The organism is Stenotrophomonas sp. TWI1409, assembly GCF_039673015.1.
In the GTDB taxonomy this organism is placed as follows: domain Bacteria; phylum Pseudomonadota; class Gammaproteobacteria; order Xanthomonadales; family Xanthomonadaceae; genus Stenotrophomonas; species Stenotrophomonas maltophilia_A.
In genome coordinates, this window is sequence record NZ_JBDJKU010000077.1 from 1 (window position 1) to 18,513 (window position 18,513).

Annotated in this window: 18 protein-coding genes; 9 read left to right on the forward strand and 9 right to left on the reverse strand. The window is 66.8% G+C overall.

Annotation, left to right across the window (positions count from 1 at the left end; genetic code table 11):
* Positions 1–88: 88 nt before the first annotated feature.
* The 4 genes from fghA to ABE423_RS18245 all read right to left on the reverse strand — a co-directional run bounded on the left by fghA (position 89) and on the right by ABE423_RS18245 (position 2,802).
* Complete coding sequence (fghA, locus tag ABE423_RS18230) at positions 89–919, reverse strand: S-formylglutathione hydrolase (protein ID WP_253143910.1); 831 nt, start codon at positions 917–919, stop codon at positions 89–91.
* A 63-nt stretch (positions 920–982) separates the two neighbouring features.
* Entirely contained in the window at positions 983–1,342 is a 360-nt protein-coding gene (locus ABE423_RS18235) for a YqcC family protein (RefSeq protein WP_012512081.1), read from the reverse strand.
* Positions 1,343–1,350: 8 nt separating this feature from the next.
* Positions 1,351–2,460: an S-(hydroxymethyl)glutathione dehydrogenase/class III alcohol dehydrogenase gene (locus tag ABE423_RS18240; protein ID WP_012512082.1), complete on the reverse strand. Its 1,110-nt coding sequence runs from the start codon at positions 2,458–2,460 to the stop codon at positions 1,351–1,353.
* Between the two features lie 66 nt (positions 2,461–2,526).
* Positions 2,527–2,802 (reverse strand): metal/formaldehyde-sensitive transcriptional repressor, encoded by a 276-nt coding sequence (locus ABE423_RS18245; RefSeq protein ID WP_253143908.1) that lies wholly within the window; start codon positions 2,800–2,802, stop codon positions 2,527–2,529.
* 212 nt (positions 2,803–3,014) lie between these two features.
* Between ABE423_RS18245 and ABE423_RS18250 the strand changes: the two genes are divergently transcribed.
* On the forward strand, positions 3,015–6,104 hold the full coding sequence (locus tag ABE423_RS18250; RefSeq protein ID WP_293797533.1) for a TonB-dependent receptor: 3,090 nt from the start codon (positions 3,015–3,017) through the stop codon (positions 6,102–6,104).
* Positions 6,105–6,151: 47 nt separating this feature from the next.
* Here the strand turns inward: ABE423_RS18250 and ABE423_RS18255 are convergent, their stop codons facing one another.
* Positions 6,152–7,057, reverse strand: coding sequence for a LysR family transcriptional regulator (locus tag ABE423_RS18255; protein WP_049461842.1), 906 nt, complete (start codon positions 7,055–7,057; stop codon positions 6,152–6,154).
* A 129-nt stretch (positions 7,058–7,186) separates the two neighbouring features.
* Here ABE423_RS18255 and ABE423_RS18260 point away from each other — a divergent pair, with 129 nt between their 5' ends.
* Both ABE423_RS18260 and ABE423_RS18265 read left to right on the forward strand, forming a co-directional pair.
* Entirely contained in the window at positions 7,187–8,290 is a 1,104-nt protein-coding gene (locus tag ABE423_RS18260; RefSeq protein ID WP_253143904.1) for an alkene reductase, read from the forward strand.
* Between the two features lie 59 nt (positions 8,291–8,349).
* A complete protein-coding gene (locus tag ABE423_RS18265; protein WP_253143902.1) occupies positions 8,350–8,766 on the forward strand; it encodes a VOC family protein in 417 nt (138 codons plus the stop codon).
* Between the two features lie 12 nt (positions 8,767–8,778).
* Here the strand turns inward: ABE423_RS18265 and ABE423_RS18270 are convergent, their stop codons facing one another.
* Positions 8,779–9,474 (reverse strand): hydrolase, encoded by a 696-nt coding sequence (locus ABE423_RS18270; protein WP_253143900.1) that lies wholly within the window; start codon positions 9,472–9,474, stop codon positions 8,779–8,781.
* A 75-nt stretch (positions 9,475–9,549) separates the two neighbouring features.
* Here ABE423_RS18270 and ABE423_RS18275 point away from each other — a divergent pair, with 75 nt between their 5' ends.
* Positions 9,550–10,212, forward strand: coding sequence for a TetR/AcrR family transcriptional regulator (locus ABE423_RS18275; protein ID WP_049421841.1), 663 nt, complete (start codon positions 9,550–9,552; stop codon positions 10,210–10,212).
* 51 nt (positions 10,213–10,263) lie between these two features.
* Here the strand turns inward: ABE423_RS18275 and ABE423_RS18280 are convergent, their stop codons facing one another.
* Both ABE423_RS18280 and ABE423_RS18285 read right to left on the reverse strand, forming a co-directional pair.
* Positions 10,264–10,926, reverse strand: coding sequence for an SMI1/KNR4 family protein (locus ABE423_RS18280; protein ID WP_253143898.1), 663 nt, complete (start codon positions 10,924–10,926; stop codon positions 10,264–10,266).
* A gap of 129 nt (positions 10,927–11,055) precedes the next feature.
* Complete coding sequence (locus tag ABE423_RS18285; protein ID WP_125895894.1) at positions 11,056–11,940, reverse strand: LysR family transcriptional regulator; 885 nt, start codon at positions 11,938–11,940, stop codon at positions 11,056–11,058.
* 107 nt (positions 11,941–12,047) lie between these two features.
* Here ABE423_RS18285 and ABE423_RS18290 point away from each other — a divergent pair, with 107 nt between their 5' ends.
* From ABE423_RS18290 to ABE423_RS18300, 3 genes are all read left to right on the forward strand, one after another.
* Positions 12,048–13,106: an NAD(P)-dependent alcohol dehydrogenase gene (locus tag ABE423_RS18290; RefSeq protein WP_032129891.1), complete on the forward strand. Its 1,059-nt coding sequence runs from the start codon at positions 12,048–12,050 to the stop codon at positions 13,104–13,106.
* Positions 13,107–13,270: 164 nt separating this feature from the next.
* A complete protein-coding gene (locus ABE423_RS18295; RefSeq protein ID WP_346487064.1) occupies positions 13,271–14,479 on the forward strand; it encodes an NnrS family protein in 1,209 nt (402 codons plus the stop codon).
* 31 nt (positions 14,480–14,510) lie between these two features.
* Positions 14,511–15,107: a GrpB family protein gene (locus ABE423_RS18300; RefSeq protein ID WP_346487065.1), complete on the forward strand. Its 597-nt coding sequence runs from the start codon at positions 14,511–14,513 to the stop codon at positions 15,105–15,107.
* Between the two features lie 45 nt (positions 15,108–15,152).
* Here the strand turns inward: ABE423_RS18300 and ABE423_RS18305 are convergent, their stop codons facing one another.
* On the reverse strand, positions 15,153–16,517 hold the full coding sequence (locus ABE423_RS18305; RefSeq protein WP_032129893.1) for a glutamate--cysteine ligase: 1,365 nt from the start codon (positions 16,515–16,517) through the stop codon (positions 15,153–15,155).
* A 152-nt stretch (positions 16,518–16,669) separates the two neighbouring features.
* Here ABE423_RS18305 and ABE423_RS18310 point away from each other — a divergent pair, with 152 nt between their 5' ends.
* Together ABE423_RS18310 and ABE423_RS18315 are read left to right on the forward strand one after the other, a co-directional pair.
* Complete coding sequence (locus tag ABE423_RS18310) at positions 16,670–17,374, forward strand: VIT family protein (protein ID WP_032129894.1); 705 nt, start codon at positions 16,670–16,672, stop codon at positions 17,372–17,374.
* Entirely contained in the window at positions 17,371–18,195 is an 825-nt protein-coding gene (locus tag ABE423_RS18315; RefSeq protein WP_049400270.1) for a helix-turn-helix transcriptional regulator, read from the forward strand. Before ABE423_RS18310 ends, ABE423_RS18315 begins: the two co-directional genes overlap by 4 nt.
* The last annotated feature ends 318 nt before the right edge of the window (positions 18,196–18,513 follow it).

Consider the following 18,513-nt stretch of genomic DNA (forward strand, 5'->3'; position numbering starts at 1 on the left):
GGTGGGTTGGGCGGCGGGGGGGCGTCATTGCGGGGGTAATCCCGGGGCGGGTGGTGGCCGCCCCGGGCCCGCCACTACCGGAAAGCCGTCAGCCGTGCAGGGCGCGGGCGTGGTGGGCGATGTGCTCGCCGATGAAACTGGCGATGAAGTAGTAGCTGTGGTCGTAGCCCGGCTGCAGGCGCAGGGTCAGCGGATGGCCGGCGGCATCACAGGCCTGCTGCAGGCGCTGCGGTTGCAGCTGGGTCTGCAGGAATTCGTCCGCCTGGCCCTGGTCGACCAGCAACGGCAGGCGCTCAGTGGCCACGGCGACCAGTTCGCTGGCATCCCACTGCGCCCAGTCCGCCGGGTTGTCGCCCAGGTAGGCGTGGAAGGCCTTCTGCCCCCACGGCACGTGGCTGGGCGCAACGATCGGCGAGAACGCCGACACGCTGCGGTAGCGCCCCGGGTTGCGCAGCGCGATCACCAGCGCACCGTGACCGCCCATCGAGTGGCCGCTGATGCCGCGCGCATCGGTGACCGGGAAATTCGCCTCGATCAGTGCCGGCAGTTCCTGCGCCACGTAGTCGTGCATGCGGTAGTACTTCGCCCACGGTGCACGGGTGGCATTGAGGTAGAACCCCGCCCCCTTGCCCAGGTCATAGCCCTCGGCATCGGCCACGTCATCGCCGCGTGGGCTGGTATCGGGCGCGACGATGATCACGCCATGCTCGGCCGCGTAGCGCTGCGCGCCCGCCTTGGTGATGACGTTCTGCTCGGTGCAGGTCAGCCCGCTCAGCCAGTAAAGCACCGGCAGTTTCTGCGTTTCCGCCTGCGGCGGCAGGTACACGGCGAACTGCATGTCGCAGCCCAGCGTGGTGGAATGATGGCGGTAGACGTCCTGCCAGCCGCCGAAACAGGCGCGGTGTTCAATGCGTTCCATGGTGCTCTCCTGCGCGGCGCGTCAGCGCACGCGTGCTTCTGGTAGATGCCGACCTTGGTCGGCTTATCCACGCGCGGCGTGGATGCCTTTGTTGATCCGTTCATCCAGCTGCGCCAGCAGGCGCAGCAACGATTCGACGCCAGGCTGGCCATCAAGATTGCGCCAGGCCGCCACGGCCACATCGCTGCGCGGCGGCCACTGTCCGGCTGCGCGCGCCTCATGAAGGCGCGGCAGGAATACCTGCGCAAGCCACTGCTCGAACGGCATGCCATCGTCGCTGCCGAAGGCCGAGGTCACCGCACGCGGTGGCCCCACCTCGCCCACTACCCAGCCCAGCGCACGCAACGCCTGCTCGATCGGAACCACCAGGGCCGCGCGCGGGTCTTCCGCACGCGGCCGGCGCAGAGCATCCAGCCAGCCCATGACGCGGCTCAGTAGTGGACCACCGAACGGATCGACTTGCCTTCGTGCATCAGGTCGAACGCTTCGTTGATCTTGTCCAGGTCCATGGTGTGGGTGACGAACGGTGCCAGTTCGATATCGCCCTTCATCGCGTCCTCCACCATGCCCGGCAACTGGCTGCGGCCCTTCACGCCGCCGAAGGCGGTGCCCATCCACTTGCGCCCGGTCACCAGCTGGAACGGACGGGTGGAGATCTCCTGGCCGGAACCGGCCACGCCGATCACCACGCTCTGGCCCCAGCCACGGTGCGCGCATTCCAGCGCCGCGCGCATCACGTTGACGTTGCCGATGCACTCGAAGCTGTGGTCCACGCCCCAGGTGGTCATCTCGACGATGACCTGCTGGATCGGCTTGTCGTAGTCCTTCGGGTTGATGCAGTCGGTGGCGCCGAATTCGCGCGCCAGTTCGAACTTGGACGGGTTGGTGTCCACCGCGATGATGCGGCCGGCCTTGGCCTGGCGCGCACCCTGGATCACCGCCAGGCCGATGCCACCCAGGCCGAACACCGCCACGCTGTCGCCCTCCTGCACCTTGGCGGTGTTGTGCACCGCGCCGATGCCGGTGGTGACGCCACAACCGAGCAGGCAGACGTGCTCCGGGTTCGCGTCCGGGTTGATCTTCGCCAGCGAGACTTCGGCCACCACGGTGTACTCGCTGAAGGTCGAGCAACCCATGTAGTGGTACAGCGGCTCGCCGTTGTAGCTGAAACGGCTGGTGCCGTCGGGCATCACGCCCTTGCCCTGGGTGGCACGCACCGACACGCACAGGTTGGTCTTGCCGCTCTTGCAGAACAGGCACTCGCCACACTCGGCGGTGTACAGCGGAATCACGTGGTCGCCGGGCTTGACGCTGGTCACGCCCTCACCGACCTCCACCACGATGCCGGCGCCTTCATGGCCCAGCACCACCGGGAACAGGCCTTCCGGATCATCGCCGGACAGGGTGAAGGCATCGGTGTGGCAGACACCGGTGTGGGTGATCTTGACCAGCACCTCGCCCTTCTTCGGCGGGGCGACGTCGATCTCGACGATCTGCAGCGGCTGGCCGGGACCAAAGGCGACGGCGGCACGGGACTTCATGGTGGCTTCTCCAGGATCAGGCGGAAAGGGAATGGCAGGACGATCGGCGCGATATGGCGCCGATGCTTATTTCAGGTACGAGCGGATCAACGCGCTCATGTCGCGCACGCGTTCGGCGCGTTGTTCGTCTGAGGCAGCGGGTTGCCCGAACTCCTCGCGCAGATGGGCCTCCATCACTTCGGACATCAGGCCATTGACCGCGCCACGGATGGCGGCGATCTGCTGCAGCACCGGCCCGCAGTCGGCACCGGCGCCCAGCGCGCGATCCAGCGCATCGCACTGGCCGCGGATGCGGCGCACGCGGGCCAGGACCTTCTTCTTCTCTTCGGGGGAGTGCGGCATGGCGGGGCCACTTCGGAACTATACTGGGGGATAGTATACACAGAGGGGCGAATGAAGCCATCTGGTGCTGCCGAGGCATGCCCCAGGGACAGATCAGCCCAGAATATGAATGAACAATAAATAGATTCATTTGTTACTTTTTCATGACGTAGGGTGTCGCATTCGCCCCTGCGTTTACCCCTGAGTCACATTGGCGTGACCAGGGAGAAATCATGTACCGACCGTTGTTCGCCCGCAGTCGCTTGTCTGTCGCGCTGGGTTCGGCATTGATGCTGGTGGCCGCCGCACCGGCCATGGCGCAGCAGGCCGCCACGCAGGAACAGAAGGCCGAGCCCGCCAGCAGCAAGACCCCCGTGCAGCTGGACCGGATGACCGTCACCGGCTCGCGCATCTACCGCGCCGGTTTCGACACGCTCGAGCCCGCCGCGGTGGTCAGCCGTGAATCGATCGAGAACTATGGCGACACCAACCTCATCGATGCCCTGACCCGGATTCCCGGGGTCAGTGCCGGCGTCAGTTCGCGCGGCGACCAGGCCGGCTTCGGTGCAGGCGTCAACTTCGCCAGCAAGTTCGGGCTGGGCAGCAATCGCCTGCTGACCCTGGTCAATGGACGCCGCTTCGTCACCTCTACACCGCCCACCATCTTCGGAGCCGGCGGCGGCTCGGGCATCCAGGTCGACATGAACGCCATTCCCAGCGTCATGGTGCAACGCATTGAAAGCCTGAGCGTTGGCGGTGCCCCCACCTATGGCTCGGATGCGATCTCCGGCGTCAACAACATCATCCTGCGCGACCGGTTCGAGGGTGCCGAAGTCGAACTGGGCTACGGCAGGACCAGCAAGAACGACAACGAGCGCTACTCCTGGTCGGCCATCTTCGGTACCGACTTCGCTGATGGCCGTGGCCACATCGTGGTTGCCGCCGAGCTGGACAACGCCGATGGGGTGAACGCGCTGCAACGCGATTTCTACCGCCAGGGCTACAGCCTGCAGGCCAATCCCACGGCGGCCAATGCCACTGCCCAGCCCCTGCGCCGGCCGACCAATGATGGCCGCATCGACGGCAGCATTCCGTTCAACACCGGGCCCCGCGATGGTATCCCCGACCAGGTCTGGATCCGCAACCGGCGCATTGCCAGCATGACCTTCGGTGGCCTGGTGATGCCGGCGACCGGCAGCTACACGCGCAACGGCCTGGGCGACATCCTTGGCTTCGGCCCGAACAAAGACAAACTGTGGCAGTTCAACAACGAGGGCAAGCTGGTCGAGTTCAATCCCGGCACCAGCTACGCGGGCGGCAACGCCTCCGGCGGTGACGGCCTGAACCTGTTCGAGACGGTGCCGCTGATCGCCGACCTCGAACGACGCTCGGTGTTCTCCACCGGCAGCTTCGACTTCACCGACAACGTGCGCGGCTTCTTCGAACTTTCGCGATACGAAGCGACCGCCCGCGAAACCCTCGACCAGAACGTCTACAACGCGGTGTCCTTCGGCAATGCGCGCCTGGACGGCGGCGGTACCGCCAGCGGTGCACTGACCTTCAGCGCCAGCAATCCGTTCCTCAGTGCGGAAACCCGCAAGATCCTCGCCGACAACGGCATCACCTCGTTCCGCCTGTCGCGATCTTCGCGCGACCTGTCGATGAACAACGCCAGCACCGAAACCCGCCTGACCCGTGCGGTGCTCGGCCTGAACGGCTTCTTCGAGGTCGGAAAGCGCAGCTTCAACTGGGAAGCCAGCGTCACCCACGGCCGCGGTGACTTCGACTACCTCGGCACCGGCCTGATCCAGCAGAACTTCATCAATGCGATCAACGTCACCACCGACGCCAGCGGGCGCATCATCTGTGATGCCACCCGCCCGGGCACCACGGCCGATGCGAACTGCCGCCCGCTGAATCTGTTCGGCGAGAACCAGGCGTCGCGCGAAGCCCTGGACTATGTCTCCACCCGGACCGTGGCCAAGGCGCAGACCCGCCAGACCGTCATCAATGCGTCGGTATCCGGCGGCCTGTTCGATCTTCCCGGCGGCGAGCTGTCCGCGGCGGCCGGCTTCGAACACCGCCGCGAAGAAGGCTCCTTCACCCCCAGCGAGTACCAGCGCCTGGGCCAGGGCCGCTCAGTGCCGACCCAGGCGGCGGAAGGCAAGTACCACACCAATGAAGTGTTCGCCGAAGTGCTGGCACCGCTGTTCAATCCCGACTGGGATATCCCGGGCCTGCATCGCCTGGACCTGACCGCCAAGTTCCGCCGCGTCGACAATTCCGTCGCCGGCGCGTTCAATGCGTTCACCTACGGCATCCAGTACGAACCGATCGCCGGCCTGCAGCTGCGCGGCAACAAGACCCAGTCACTGCGCGCGCCCTCCATCGCCGAGCTCTACACCACCCAGCAGCCGGCCTACTACAACATCCCGGAAGTGTGCTCGCTGGACAACATCAGCGGCGGCTCAAATCCGGCGGTGCGTCGCCGCAACTGCGAGGCGTTCTTCGCCGCCTACCCGGGTGCCGATCCGAACACCTTCCGCCAGCAGCCGACCAATACGCTGGGTTCGACCAACGGCAGCACCCGCCTGCAGAACGAAACGGCGAAGTCGTGGACGGCCGGCATCGTGTTCGCCCCAGAATGGATCCCAGGCCTGCGCGTCGCTGCCGACTGGTATGACATCAAGATCAACAACGTGATCACGTCACTGAGCGCCAACGACATCATCACCGGTTGCTTCGACACTGCCGACTTCAACGCCGCCAACGTGCCCAACGCCAACCGCTTCTGCAGCCTGGTGACGCGTGATCCGAACACCGGCGTGGCTACCAGCATCAAGACCGAGTATGGCAACGGCCCGGTGCTGATGTTCCGTGGCTGGACCGCCGAAGTCGGCTACCGTTGGGACCTGTCGCGCTTCGGCGTACTGGACCTGGACTTCTACGGCTACATGCCGAAGAACCGTGGCCAGGCCGCGAACCGGGACGTGCCGTTCGTCGAACAGGCGGGCAGCTTCAACGAGCCCAAGCGCCAGTTCCGTTGGACCGCCCAGCATCGCATCGGCAACTGGAACTACGGCGTGGCCTCCAACTACACCAGCCGCGCCCAGTACACGATGACCGATACCCCGGAAAGCCGTCAGTACTTCTACCGCGACAGCTGGACCACCTGGGACGCCAACGTCACCTACCGCATCACCGACGCCGCGCGCGTGACGTTGTCGGTGATCAACGTGGGCGATGACATCGGGCCGTTCCCGTATGTGCTGGATGCACTGGGCCGTCGCTACATGGCCAGCCTGCGCTACAACTTCAAGTAGGCCTGGCGCAGCGTTTCCACAGGCGGGGCCCGGTGTACGGGCCCCGCTCAATCAAACAGACCTTGTTCCGCCAACCGGGTCAGCTCATCCACCACGTAGCGCACCTTCGGCCGCAGGTGGCGCGTCGGTGGCCACAGCGCATGGATGTCGATGTGCCGCTGCATGTGTTCGTCCAGCACCGATTGCAGCACGCCGGAATCGAGATGGCGGCGCACCAGTGAAATGGGCATCTGGCAGATGCCGAGGCCGGCGATGGCCGCTTCGATCACCGCGTCGCCATCGTTGAGTTGATAGGGCGCACTGGGAATGAACGTTCCCTCGTCCTCCTCGCTGCCGATCCGCCACCAGATCGGTTGCCCGTGGCGGAAGCCGACGATGCTGCGGTGCTGCGCCAGTTCCTGCACCGTGCGCGGCACGCCATGCGCCTGCAGGTACGCCGGCGATGCGCAGGTGACCAGGCGCTGGCGCCCCAACCGGCGCGCGACCAGGTGCTCGGCCTGGTGCAGCCCACCGAAACGGATCAGCAGGTCGATGCCCTCTTCGACCGGATCGACGAAGTGATCGGTGAAGGTCATCGTCAACTGCAGGTCCGGATACTGGCGGCACAACCGCAGCAGCACCGGCAGCACCACCAGCCGCCCGAACGAAGACGGCATGTCGATGCGCAGCCGCCCGCTGGGTAGGCCCGCCGAACCCAGACAGGCCTCGGCCGCGGAGATTTCTTCCAGCGCCGCCGCACAGGAGGCGTAGTACGCCTCGCCATCAGTGGTCAGTGCGATGCGCCGCGTAGTGCGATGGAACAGGCGCACCCCCAGCCGCGCTTCCAGACGGGCGATGGCCTTGCCCACCGCCGAGCGCGAGATGCCCAGCGCGTCTGCCGCCTCGGTGAAGCTGCCCGAGCGTGCGGTCGTGACGAACGTCACCAGGCCATTCAAGGATTCCAGCGGCAGCATCGTTCGCACCCCATTGGGGACAAATAGTCCCCCACCAAGGGAGATCGAAGCGCTTTATGCGCCCGCATGTCAACTCCATCCTGTGTGCATCGCGCCGCTGGCGCTCTTCCCCGCACCGAGATGACCAACATGACCGCCGCCCTGTTCCGTCCGTTCGACCTGACAGGCATCGCCCTGCGCAACCGCATCGCGATGGCCCCGATGACCCGTGCCCGCAACCCCGGCTCGGTCGCCAATGAGCTCACCGCGCAGTACTACCGGCAGCGTGCCAGCGCCGGCCTGATCATCAGCGAAGGCACGCCGGTCTCGCCGCAGGGCCAGGGCTACATCGATGTGCCGGGCATCTGGTCGGCCGAACAGGTGGCCGGGTGGAAGCTCGTCACCGAGGCGGTGCATGCCGCGCAGGGCACGATGTTCGCCCAGCTCTGGCACGTCGGCCGCATGTCGCATGCCTCGCTGCAGCCCGGGGGTGGACAACCGGTCAGCGCCGGTACCCGCCCGGTGGCCAGCGCACCGAAGAACACCTCGTTCGTGTACCTGGACGACGGCAGCCGCGGCCATGCCGATCCCACCCCGGCACGTGCATTGGAGACCGCGGAGATCCCCGGCATCATCGACGACTTCGTACGCGGGGCGGACAACGCCATTGCCGCCGGCTTCGATGGCATCGAACTGCATGCCGCCAACGGCTACCTGTTCGAACAGTTCCTCAACCCGCTCATCAACCAGCGCGACGACCGCTACGGCGGCTCGCTGCCGAACCGCGCGCGATTGATCCTGGAGACGGTGGATGCGATGGCCCAGCGCATCGGCGCCCACCGCATCGGCGTGCGCCTGGCACCGAACAACCTCACCTTCGACATGCCGTACTACCCCGACAACGAGGCCACCTATCTGTACCTGGCCGAGGAACTGGGCAAGCGCGGGCTGGCCTATGTGCATCTCAACGACAACCTGCAGGCGGGGCAGTCGGTGCTGGGCGAGGCGTTCCTGCAGCAGTTCAAGCAGGTCTACGGTGGCACGTTGATCCTGGCCGGTGGCATGACCCGCGAACGCGCCCTGCAGCTGGTCGAGGCCGGCACCATCGACCTGGCCGCATTCGGCCAGCCGTTCATCGCCAACCCGGATCTGGTCGAACGCCTGCAGCACAACATCGCGCTGGCCACGCCCGACCGCAATACCTATTACGGTGGCGGCGAGGCAGGCTACCTCGACTACCCGCGCGCGCAGTAGAGCCACGCGATGCGTGGATGCGGGCGTACACTGCCCACCCGCATCCACCGGATCTGCCCATGGATACGCCCACCGCATCGTTCATCGTCAACCTCGATGTCCCCGATCTTGCCGCTGCCGAGGACTTCTACATCCGAGCCTTCGGCCTGAGCATCGGGCGCCGTCTAGGCCCGGGCGCCGTGGAGCTGCTCGGTGGGCCAACGCCGCTGTACCTGCTGCAGAACGAGGCCGGCAGCGCCGCCACCGAAGACGGCGACGTGCGCGACTACGAGCGCCATTGGACGCCGCTGCACCTGGACTGGGTGGTGGATGACATCGAAGCCGCACTGGTCCGTGCGGTTGCGGCCGGGGCGACGCTTGAGCAGTCCGTGCGCGAGCGTCGCTGGGGGCGCATCGCCGTGCTGGCCGATCCGTTCGGCCACGGCTTCTGCCTGATCCAGTTCAGTGGCGAAGGCTACGACGCGCTGGCCGAGTGACCGGCGCATCGTTCACCACGGCAACGGCGCCACTTCACCGTTGGCGCGCTCGCCGTAGTACAGCGACGGCAGCAGGCGCGAGAGGAAACTGAACTCCGTGTAGCAGTGCTTGAGCAGGCCCAGGCCGACCGCATCGCCGGCATCGCAGTGCGGATCGGTGCTGTCCAGGCCGAGCACGAAGCGGCTGCGCAGCACACAGCCAAACGGCGTATCGCGCGCCACGTGCAGCATCTGCCCGTCGCAGGGATCACCGTTTGCATCCAGGCGTACGTGGTCGCCAAAGCCGATGCGCGCGGCGATCACTGCCGATACATCGCCTGCATCCTGTGCCACCTGCAGGCGCTCGGGCACCAGCAACGTGCGCGGGTCATGGAACTTCAAACGCGCCGCCACCGGCGGAATATCGGCCAGCGATTCCACCGCGTGGATGCTGGCACCGTGGTAGCTGCGTCCGCGCTGCCAGGCCGCGTCCCAGCCGCGATGCTCGACATGATCGACCGGATGCCACCAGCGGATGTGCTGGGTGGTCTCGAAGAAGGTGAACCACCAGTCCAGCATGCGGCCCTTGCAGCCGTGCAGATCGGTACGCACCGCCACCAGCAGGGTGCCATCTTCGCGGCGCTGGATGCCGGTTTCCAAGCGCATCGGCGCCGGGTCGAGCAGATCGTGGTGGTCCAGCCAGGCGCGGGCGTTCACAGCGGTATCCATCGGGGTCTCCTGCATGTCGGGAGACCTGATAATACGGAAACGCTCTTCGTTTCTCAATTATCCGAATGCGGTAAGATGGGCGCAATGAACAGCACCACCCTGCCCGAGCCACCCTCACCAATCCGCCGCCGCGGCCGCCCTGCGCGGCCGGAAGCCGAAGTCCGCCACGCCGTGCTGCAGGCCACGCTGGAGCTGCTGCTGGCACAGGGTTACGAGGCCACCACCATCGAAGCGGTGGCGGCGCACGCCGGGGTAGCGAAGAAGACCGTGTACCGCCACGCCAGCAACCGCGAGGAACTGGTCGGGTTGGCCGTGCGCGAGTGGACCGACGGCTTCGCGCCGCAGTTGCAGCGCGATGCGCACGACGCCGACGAGGTGATGCCGTTGCTGCAGGCCATCCTGCACGCGGTGTGCGCGCAGGCACTGTCGGCGCAGGCAGTGCAGGTATTCCGCCTGCTGGCCACCGACTTTCCCGGCAAGGACGCGCTGCTGCAGGCCTATCTGGACAATGGCATCGAACGCGGCCGTGCGCTGCTGGCCGACTGGCTGGCGCGTCAGCAGCAGCGCGGGCTGCTGCGCGAGGGAGATGCCGCGTGCATGGCACGGCTGATCCTGGCGATGGCCGTGGCCGAGCCGCTGCGCGAACGCGTGATCGGTGTGGTGGCCGAGGATGCGCCGGTAGAGGTGCATCTGCGTGATTGCCTGGAATTGTTGGCACCCGTACTGCAGGTGCCGTAGCCGGCCGCATCCACGCATGGCGAGGTTCTACCGGCAGCGCTTCGGATCAGGTCACGCCTGCACGTAGGGCATTTCGCTGTCGATACCGTCGAACGCGATCAGCTGCAGCAGCGGCTGCACGTCCTCGTCACTGATCTCACCCGCAGTGATGTCATCCACGCGTGCATACAACGCCTCCAGCGCCGCTACCTGGTCCCCTCGCAGCCAGCCACGATGGGTACCGAGCCAAGCCTGCAGATTGGTTCCGATATCGCCCTCCGAAAGCAGCGACTCCTCTTCCTCCAGCTCCACCACCGCTTCGGCCATCTTGCGGAACAGGAAGTCCTGGAAGTTCGCGGCCAGCAGATCGGCGCGATCATCGTCATGCCAGACCAGCAGCACCGGCGAATCGCTGGAACCCGGTGCATTGGTCCAGAAACAGTAATGATCACCCGCGCCGGTGCGCGCGAACGGCAGCAGTTTCAGGTCATCGCGCAGCGGGTTGTAATGATCTTCGGTAGTCAGATCTTCCCACGCTGCGCGCAGTTCGCTCGGCTCGATCGGTTCATAGTCGTTGGCATACAGCAGTACCGGCGGCTGCGGCTGCACCTGCGGGAACACCGTGCGGTACCAGTTCGGGCCCTGCTCGCCCCAGCTGAAACGGTTGCCTTCCACCAGCTGGCGGAACAACGGCGGGAAGGTCTGGCCGGAAGCCTGTTCGAGATCGGCGAGCATGCTCAATGACGTCCTTTTGTTGAGAAGACTCACTCTAGCGGGTGAACGCCATCCCCGCATGGCGCGGATCCACTCGGAAAGCTCTCGTTGGAGCCGGTCATTGGACGGCACTGCGCCATCCACCGCGATTCACTCGCGCAGCATATCCACGAACGCACGCAGCGCACCGGGCATCTGCCGCTGCTTCGGGTAGTACAGCGCGAAGCCGGCGAACGGCTCGCTCCAGTCTTCCAGCACCGCCACCATCTGCCCCGATTCGATGTAGGGCCGCGCGGTGTCTTCCAGCACGTAGGCCAGGCCGATGCCATCGAGTACCGCGCCGACCACGGTGCCCTGCTCGCCCAGCGTCAGCCGCCCCGGCACGTCGATCTCCAGCGCCTGCCCACCGCGCTCGAACTGCCATTTGTACAGATGCCCGCTGGCGAAGCGGAAGCGGATGCATTCGTGTGCAGCGAGATCGCGCGGATGCTGTGGCGCAGGATGCCGCCGCAGATACTCCGGCGAGCCGACAATCAGCCCGCGCAGTGGTGGCCCCATCGGCACTGCCACCATGTCCTCGGGTACGAACTCGTGCAGGCGCACGCCGGCGTCGTAGCCCTCGGCGACGATGTCGACCAGGCCGTCGTTCTCGGTCAGCTCCACCCGCACGTCGGGATGGGCGTGCAGGAAGCGCGCCAGCCGTGGTCCCAGCTGTGTCGCCACCGCCGCACGGGTGGCATTGATGCGCAGCAGGCCGGCCGGTGCGGCACGGAACTGGTTCATCTCCTCCAACGCATCGTGCACCTGCCCCAAGGCCGGCTGCAGGCGCTCCAGCAGGCGCTGCCCGGCCTCGGTCAGGGCCACGCTGCGGGTGGTGCGATGGAACAGGCCCACCCCCAACCGTTCTTCCAGCGCGCGGATCGCATAACTCACCGCCGAGGTCGACAGCGCCAGCTCGGCGCCGGCACGGCGGAAGCTGCGGTGGCGGGCGACTGCGGCGAACGCGGCCAGGTGGGAGAGATTGTCAGTGGCCATGATTGTGCAGTTTCACTTGATGAATCATGCCGATATCCGGGCTTTTTGCCACTGGGTACGGGGCGTATTGTAAAGCGCCTTTCGACAAACCCTGCCAAGGATTCCCCATGTCCCTCGCCCGTGGTTACGCCGCCCATTCACATACCGACCCGCTGATCCCCTACGAGTTCGAACGCCGCGCCGTCGGCCCGGACGATGTACGTATCGAGATCCTCTACAGCGGCATCTGCCACTCCGACCTGCACCAGGCCCGCGACGACTGGGGTGGCTCGATCTACCCGATGGTGCCGGGCCACGAGATCATCGGCCGCGTCACCGAGGTCGGCAGCAACGTCACCCGCTTCAAGGTGGGCGACCACGCCGGCGTGGGCTGCATGGTCGACTCGTGCCGCCACTGCGACGCCTGCGAGCACGACCTGGAGCAGTACTGCGCCGAAGGCGCGACCTGGACCTACAACGGCCGTGAACGCGAAAGCGGCGCGCCGACCTACGGTGGCTATTCCGACCACGTGGTGGTCGAGCAGCGCTTCGTGGTGAAGGTGTCCGAAACGCTGGACCTGAAGGCCGCCGCCCCGCTGCTGTGCGCCGGCATCACCACCTGGTCGCCGCTGCGCCACTGGAAGGTCGGCCCGGGCCAGAAGGTCGGCGTGATCGGCCTCGGTGGCCTCGGCCACATGGGCGTGAAGTTCGCCAAGGCCCTCGGCGCGCACGTGGTGATGATCACCACCACGCCGGAAAAGGGTGCCGATGCCAAGCGCCTGGGCGCCGATGAAGTGCTGGTCTCGCGCGATGCCGCGCAGATGAAGGCGCACGCCGGCAGCTTCGACTTCCTGCTCAACACCATCCCGGTTGGCCATGACACCAACCCGTACATGGGCCTGCTCAAGCGCGAGGCCACCATGTGCCTGGTCGGCGTGCTGACCGAACTGGATCCGCCGCTGACCGGCGGCAGCGTGATCTTCGGCCGCAAGCACCTGACCGGCTCGGCGATCGGCGGCATGGCCGAAACCCAGGAAATGATGGATTTCTGCGCTGAGCACGGCATCGTCAGCGATGTCGAGATGATCGACATCAAGAACGTCAACGAAGCCTGGGAGCGCATGGCGAAGAACGATGTGCGCTACCGCTTCGTGATCGACATGGCGACGATGAAGAACGCCGCCTGATCGATCGGCGACTGTGAACGAAGAACCCCGGCACTGCCGGGGTTTCTTGTTTGCGTTGCACGGCCCGTCCGCCGGGCCATGCCCGGCGAGCGAAGCGGTTGCCTCCCTCCTTGGGCATGACGAAGATCAAGGACCCGGCCACCAGCCGGGCGCAGACTCGCTGCATGGCCCGCCTGCCCTCCCCTGCGATGCTGATGCGCGCGCCGCACCGGCTGCTGTTCTTCATCGGCGCCAGCAACCTGCTGCTGGCAATGCTGTGGTGGGCGTTGTGGCTGGGCGCATTGCGCGGGTTGTGGACGCCGCAGCCACCGCCGCTGCCTCCGGCCTGGCTGCACGCGCTGCTGATGCAGTACCTGGTACTGCCCAGTTTCATCTTCGGCTTCCTGCTCACCGTGTTCCCGCGCTGGCTGGCACAGCCGGAGCTGCCACGCAGCCGTTATGCGCCGGTCGGCATCGGCCTGTTTGGTGGGCAGGCGTTGCTGATTGCCGCCGCCTGCGGGTGGACACCCGGGCTGTGGCCCGGCCTGCTGCTGGCACTGGCCGGCTGGAGCGCCGGACTGATCGTGCTGGGACGCGTGCTCAAGGCCGCCGGTCCCAACCGCAACTGGCATGCGCGCGCCTGCTATGCCGCACTGCTGCTGGGCTGGCTGGGGCTGCTGCTGTTCATGGCGGTGGGGCGCGGCCACGCCACGCTGATGCCGGTCACGGTGGCACTCGGCACCTTCGGCCTGCTGCTACCGGTCTACCTCACCGTCGCGCACCGGATGATCCCGTTCTTCGCCAACAACGTGGTGGATGGCTATGTGGCGTGGCGCCCGCTGCGCTGGTTGGCTGCGATGTGGGCGCTGCTGATGCTGCGCCTGCTGTTGAGCGCGTTGCAGGTCGACCACCTGCTGTGGCTGGCCGATGCGCCGCTGCTGATGTTGTCGCTGCAGGCGCTATGGCACTGGTGGCCACGCGGGCCGATGCCGGGCCTGCTCGCGGCCCTGTTCCTGGCACTTGCGTGGCTGCCGATCAGCTTCGCGTTGTATCTGCTGCAGGACATCGGCCAGATGCTGGGCCATCCGCAACTGCTCGGCCGCGCGCCGCTGCATGCCCTCGCCGTGGGCCTGTTCGGCAGCCTGCTGGTGGCGATGGTGACCCGGGTCACCCAGGGCCATTCCGGCCGACCGCTGGTGATGCCGGCAGTGGCCTGGTTTGCGTTCGTCGCGCTGCAGGCGGTGGCGATCATGCGCATCGCTGCCGAACTGATGCCCGACGCCTATGCGTGGCATTTCGCCGCAGCCATCGGCTGGTTGCTGGCCTTGGCACCGTGGGTGGCGCGGCTGGGCTGGATCTACCTGTGCCCACGGCGCGACGGCAAGCCGGGCTGACATCACCGCTGGGCATGGCACCATGGTGGGCATGTCCGATATCCCGTTCGATCCCACCGCAATCACTACCTTCGCCGATGGCGACCCTGACGAGAATCCCTGGGTTCTCGGCGCGCCGCAGCCGGAAGCGCTGCAGGTGGTGCCCTGGTCCACGCTGTGGGCCGACCAGTTCGAGCAGCAGCGCACGCAGCTGCAGGCGGCACTCGGCAACAACGCGCTGGGCATTGAGCACGTCGGCTCCACCGCGGTGCCGGGCTTGCCCGCCAAACCGGTACTGGACGTCGACCTGCTGGTTGCCGATCCCGCCGACGAAGCGGCCTGGCTGCCACCGCTGCAGGCACTGGGCTACGTGCTTACCATCCGCGAACCCTCGTGGTACCAGCACCGCATGCTGCGGCTGGACGTGCCGCGCGTGAACCTGCACGTGTTCGCACCTGGTTGCGCCGAGCACATCCGCCACTGCTTGTTCCGCGATTGGCTGCGCAGCCATGAAGACGACCGCAGGCGCTATGCACAGGCCAAGCAGGCAGCACTGCAGGGCAATGCCAACGTGCAGGCCTACAACCGCAGCAAGCAGGATGTGGTTCGCGGCATCTACGCGCGCCTGTTCGCAGCGCGCGGGTGGTGACGCAACGGCAGGTGCCCGCCCCGGTTGGCACCCGCCGGAACAGTGTCAGTACGCGAACTCGCGGAACACCGGATCAACGTCGCCGTGCCAGCGGCCATGGAACAGCGCCAGCTTGCGTTCGGCCGGGGTCAGGCCGGACTCGACGATCTCCTGCAGCACGTCCAGGAACTTGCTCTCGTCCTGGCCGTCGGCATTGCGCGCCGCGCGGCGCTTGAGGCCTTCGACGGAAATCTTCACCGCTTCACGGGCTAGGTCGCGCACGCTGCCAGTGCGGAACGGCAGGTTCATCGCATGCTTCGGCACGCCGTCGCGCAGTGCATGGCGCTCGGCCAGGGTAAAGTCACGCACCAGGTCCCAGGCCGCATCCAGTGCGGTGTCGTCGTACAACAGGCCCACCCAGAATGCCGGCAGCGCACACAGGCGGCTCCACGGGCCACCGTCGGCACCGCGCATTTCCAGATACTTCTTCAGGCGCACTTCCGGGAACGCGGTGGTCATGTGGTCCGACCAGTCGCGCAGCGTCGGCAGCGCGCCCGGCAGCACCGGCAGCTTGGCCTGCATGAAATCGCGGAAGCTCTGCCCGCTGGCGTCGTGGTAGATGCCATCGCGGTAAGAGAAATACATCGGCACGTCGAGCAGGTAATCGACATAGCGCTCGTAACCGAAGCCATCCTCGAACACGAAGTCGAGCATGCCGGTGCGGTCGGCGTCGGTGTCGGTCCAGATGTGCGAGCGGTAGCTCAGGTAGCCGTTGGGCTTGCCTTCGGTGAACGGCGAATCGGCGAACAGCGCGGTGGCGATCGGCTGCAGCGCCAGCGACACGCGGAACTTCTTCACCATGTCCGCTTCGGTGGCGTAGTCCAGGTTCACCTGCACCGTGCAGGTGCGGGTCATCATGTCCAGGCCCAGCGAGCCGACCTTGGGCATGTAGGCGCGCATGATCTTGTAGCGGCCCTTCGGCATCCACGGCATTTCATCGCGCTTCCATTTCGGCTGGAAGCCCATGCCGAGGAAGCCGAGCTGCAGCTCACCGGCCACCTGTGCCACTTCGTTGAGATGGGTGCCGGTCTCCACGCAGGTCTGGTGGATGGTCTCCAGCGCCGCGCCGGACAGTTCCAACTGACCGGCAGGTTCCAGCGTCACCGAGGCGCCATCGCGCAGCAGGGCGATCGTGTTGCCGTTCTCCTGCACCGGCTCCCAGCCGAAGCGGACCAGGCCGTTGAGCAGTGCCTCAATGCCGCGCTCGCCCTCGAAGGTCGGCGGGCGCAGGTCATCCAGGCGGAACCCGAACTTCTCGTGCTCGGTGCCGATGCGCCACTGCGCGCGGGGTTTCTCGCCGGAGGCGATCACCTCCACCAGCTGCGAGCGGTCGGTAATGGGTGTATCGGCGACGTGGCTGGGGCTCGACAAGGGGAAGGCTCGCTGGACAGTGGCGGGGGATGTGGGGCCCGGGGCCTTCCATCGCAAGGGCGCACTATAGCGTGGCGACCCGTTGCGTCATGCGACGGAGACGGTTTTCAGCATCCTACCGACGCCCTCTTGACCCTCGTACACTCGGGGCCATGAGCCGCCATTCACGACACCCCGAACTGCACCGCTCCGAGCGCGTCGGCTGGCTGCGTGCCGCCGTGCTGGGGGCCAACGATGGCATCGTCTCGGTGGCCGGCCTGGTGGTCGGCGTGGCCGCCAGCGGCGCCTCCGCGGCGACCATTCTGGCCACCGGCGTGGCTGGCACCGTGGCCGGCGCGATGTCGATGGCTGCTGGAGAGTATGTCTCCGTGCAGACCCAGGCCGACACCGAAGACGCCGACCTGGCGATGGAAAAGCGCGAACTGCACGAAGATCCGCACAGCGAGCTGGAAGAGCTGGCCGCGATCTACCGCCACCGCGGCCTGGAGCCGGCGCTGGCGCGGCAGGTGGCCGAGCAGCTCACCGCCCACGACGCACTGGGCGCCCACGCCCGCGACGAGCTGGGCATCACCGATACCCTGCGCGCGCGCCCGCTGCAGGCAGCGCTGGCCTCGGCCGGCGCCTTCACCTGTGGTGCGGCACTGCCGGTGCTGACCGCGCTGCTCGCGCCGGTCGACAAGGTCGCGATGATGACCACCGCCAGCACCCTGCTCGGCCTGTGCCTGACCGGCGCGATGGCGGCCCAGGCCGGCGGCGCACCGCCGGTACGCGGCGCGATCCGGGTGATGTTCTGGGGCGCGTTGGCGATGGCCGCGGCCGCCGGCGTCGGTCGCCTGCTCGGCGCACACGTGACATGACCGCCATGCTGCCCCCGGCCACCGCACTGCTGGCCGAGATGGCCAGTCTGGCAGGCTGTGAGCGCGCCGAAGGCTATGCCTGCATCACCGCCCGTCGCGAGCATGGCGCCAGCTCGGTGGAGATTCCGCAACCGCAGTTCGCGATCCTGCTGGAGGGCCGCAAGCAGGTGCGCACCGCGCACCAGTCGCTGGAATTCATCCCCGGCGACATCCTGCTGCTGACCCAGCGCTGCCGGATCGATGTGGTCAACACGCCCGACCCGGGGACCGGCCGCTACCTCAGTGCCATCGTGCCGCTGTGTGCCGAAGTGCTGGCGGCCGCACGCACGCTGTGGAGCGAGGACCTTCCCGCCCCTGGCCAGGCGATGGCACGTCTGCCGTTGATCGACCATGGCCCGGTGCTGCGGCAGTGGCGGCAATCGCTGCAGGACGGCCGCTACAGCGAGGCACGATTGGCCCTGGCCTCGCTGGTGCTGACCCTGTGCCGGCAGGGCCACGGCAACCTGCTGCTGCCGCAGGCGCCGAGCCTGGGCGAACAGATCCGCGACCGCATCGCCGCCGAACCGGCACGCGACTGGCAATCGCGTGATGTGGAAGAACAGTTCGCGCTGAGCGGTGCGACCCTGCGTCGTCGTCTCGCCGCCGAGGACACCAGCCTGCGCCAGCTGCTCACCGAGGCCAGGCTGGCGCATGGCATGCAGCTGCTCTACACCACGGACCTGCCATTGAAGACCGTCGCAGCACGCGCGGGCTACCGGTCTGCGGCGAGTTTCAGCAAGCGCTTCGCCGAGCAGTACGGACTGGCTCCCACAGACATTTGAAGGGGTTCGGCAGGGCTGCGCCCTGCACCCGCAGAGGCAACGGCAACGGCCGAAGCAACAGCAACAGCAACAGCGGCTATCCGAGGGATGGCGGGGCGGTGTCGGAGTGCGGGGACGCTGCAAGTACGTCCCTGTAAGCTTGGCAGCCGCATCCATGCGGCTGACACCCCGCACTCCGACACCGCCCCACCTCCGACAGATCTCCGCGGCTGTTGGTAGGTGTCGACCTTGGTCGACACTTCTGTCAGATATCGAATGAGTCAACCACGCATGGCGTGGATATACTGTGTCGACCACGGTCGACACCCACCAGAGCAG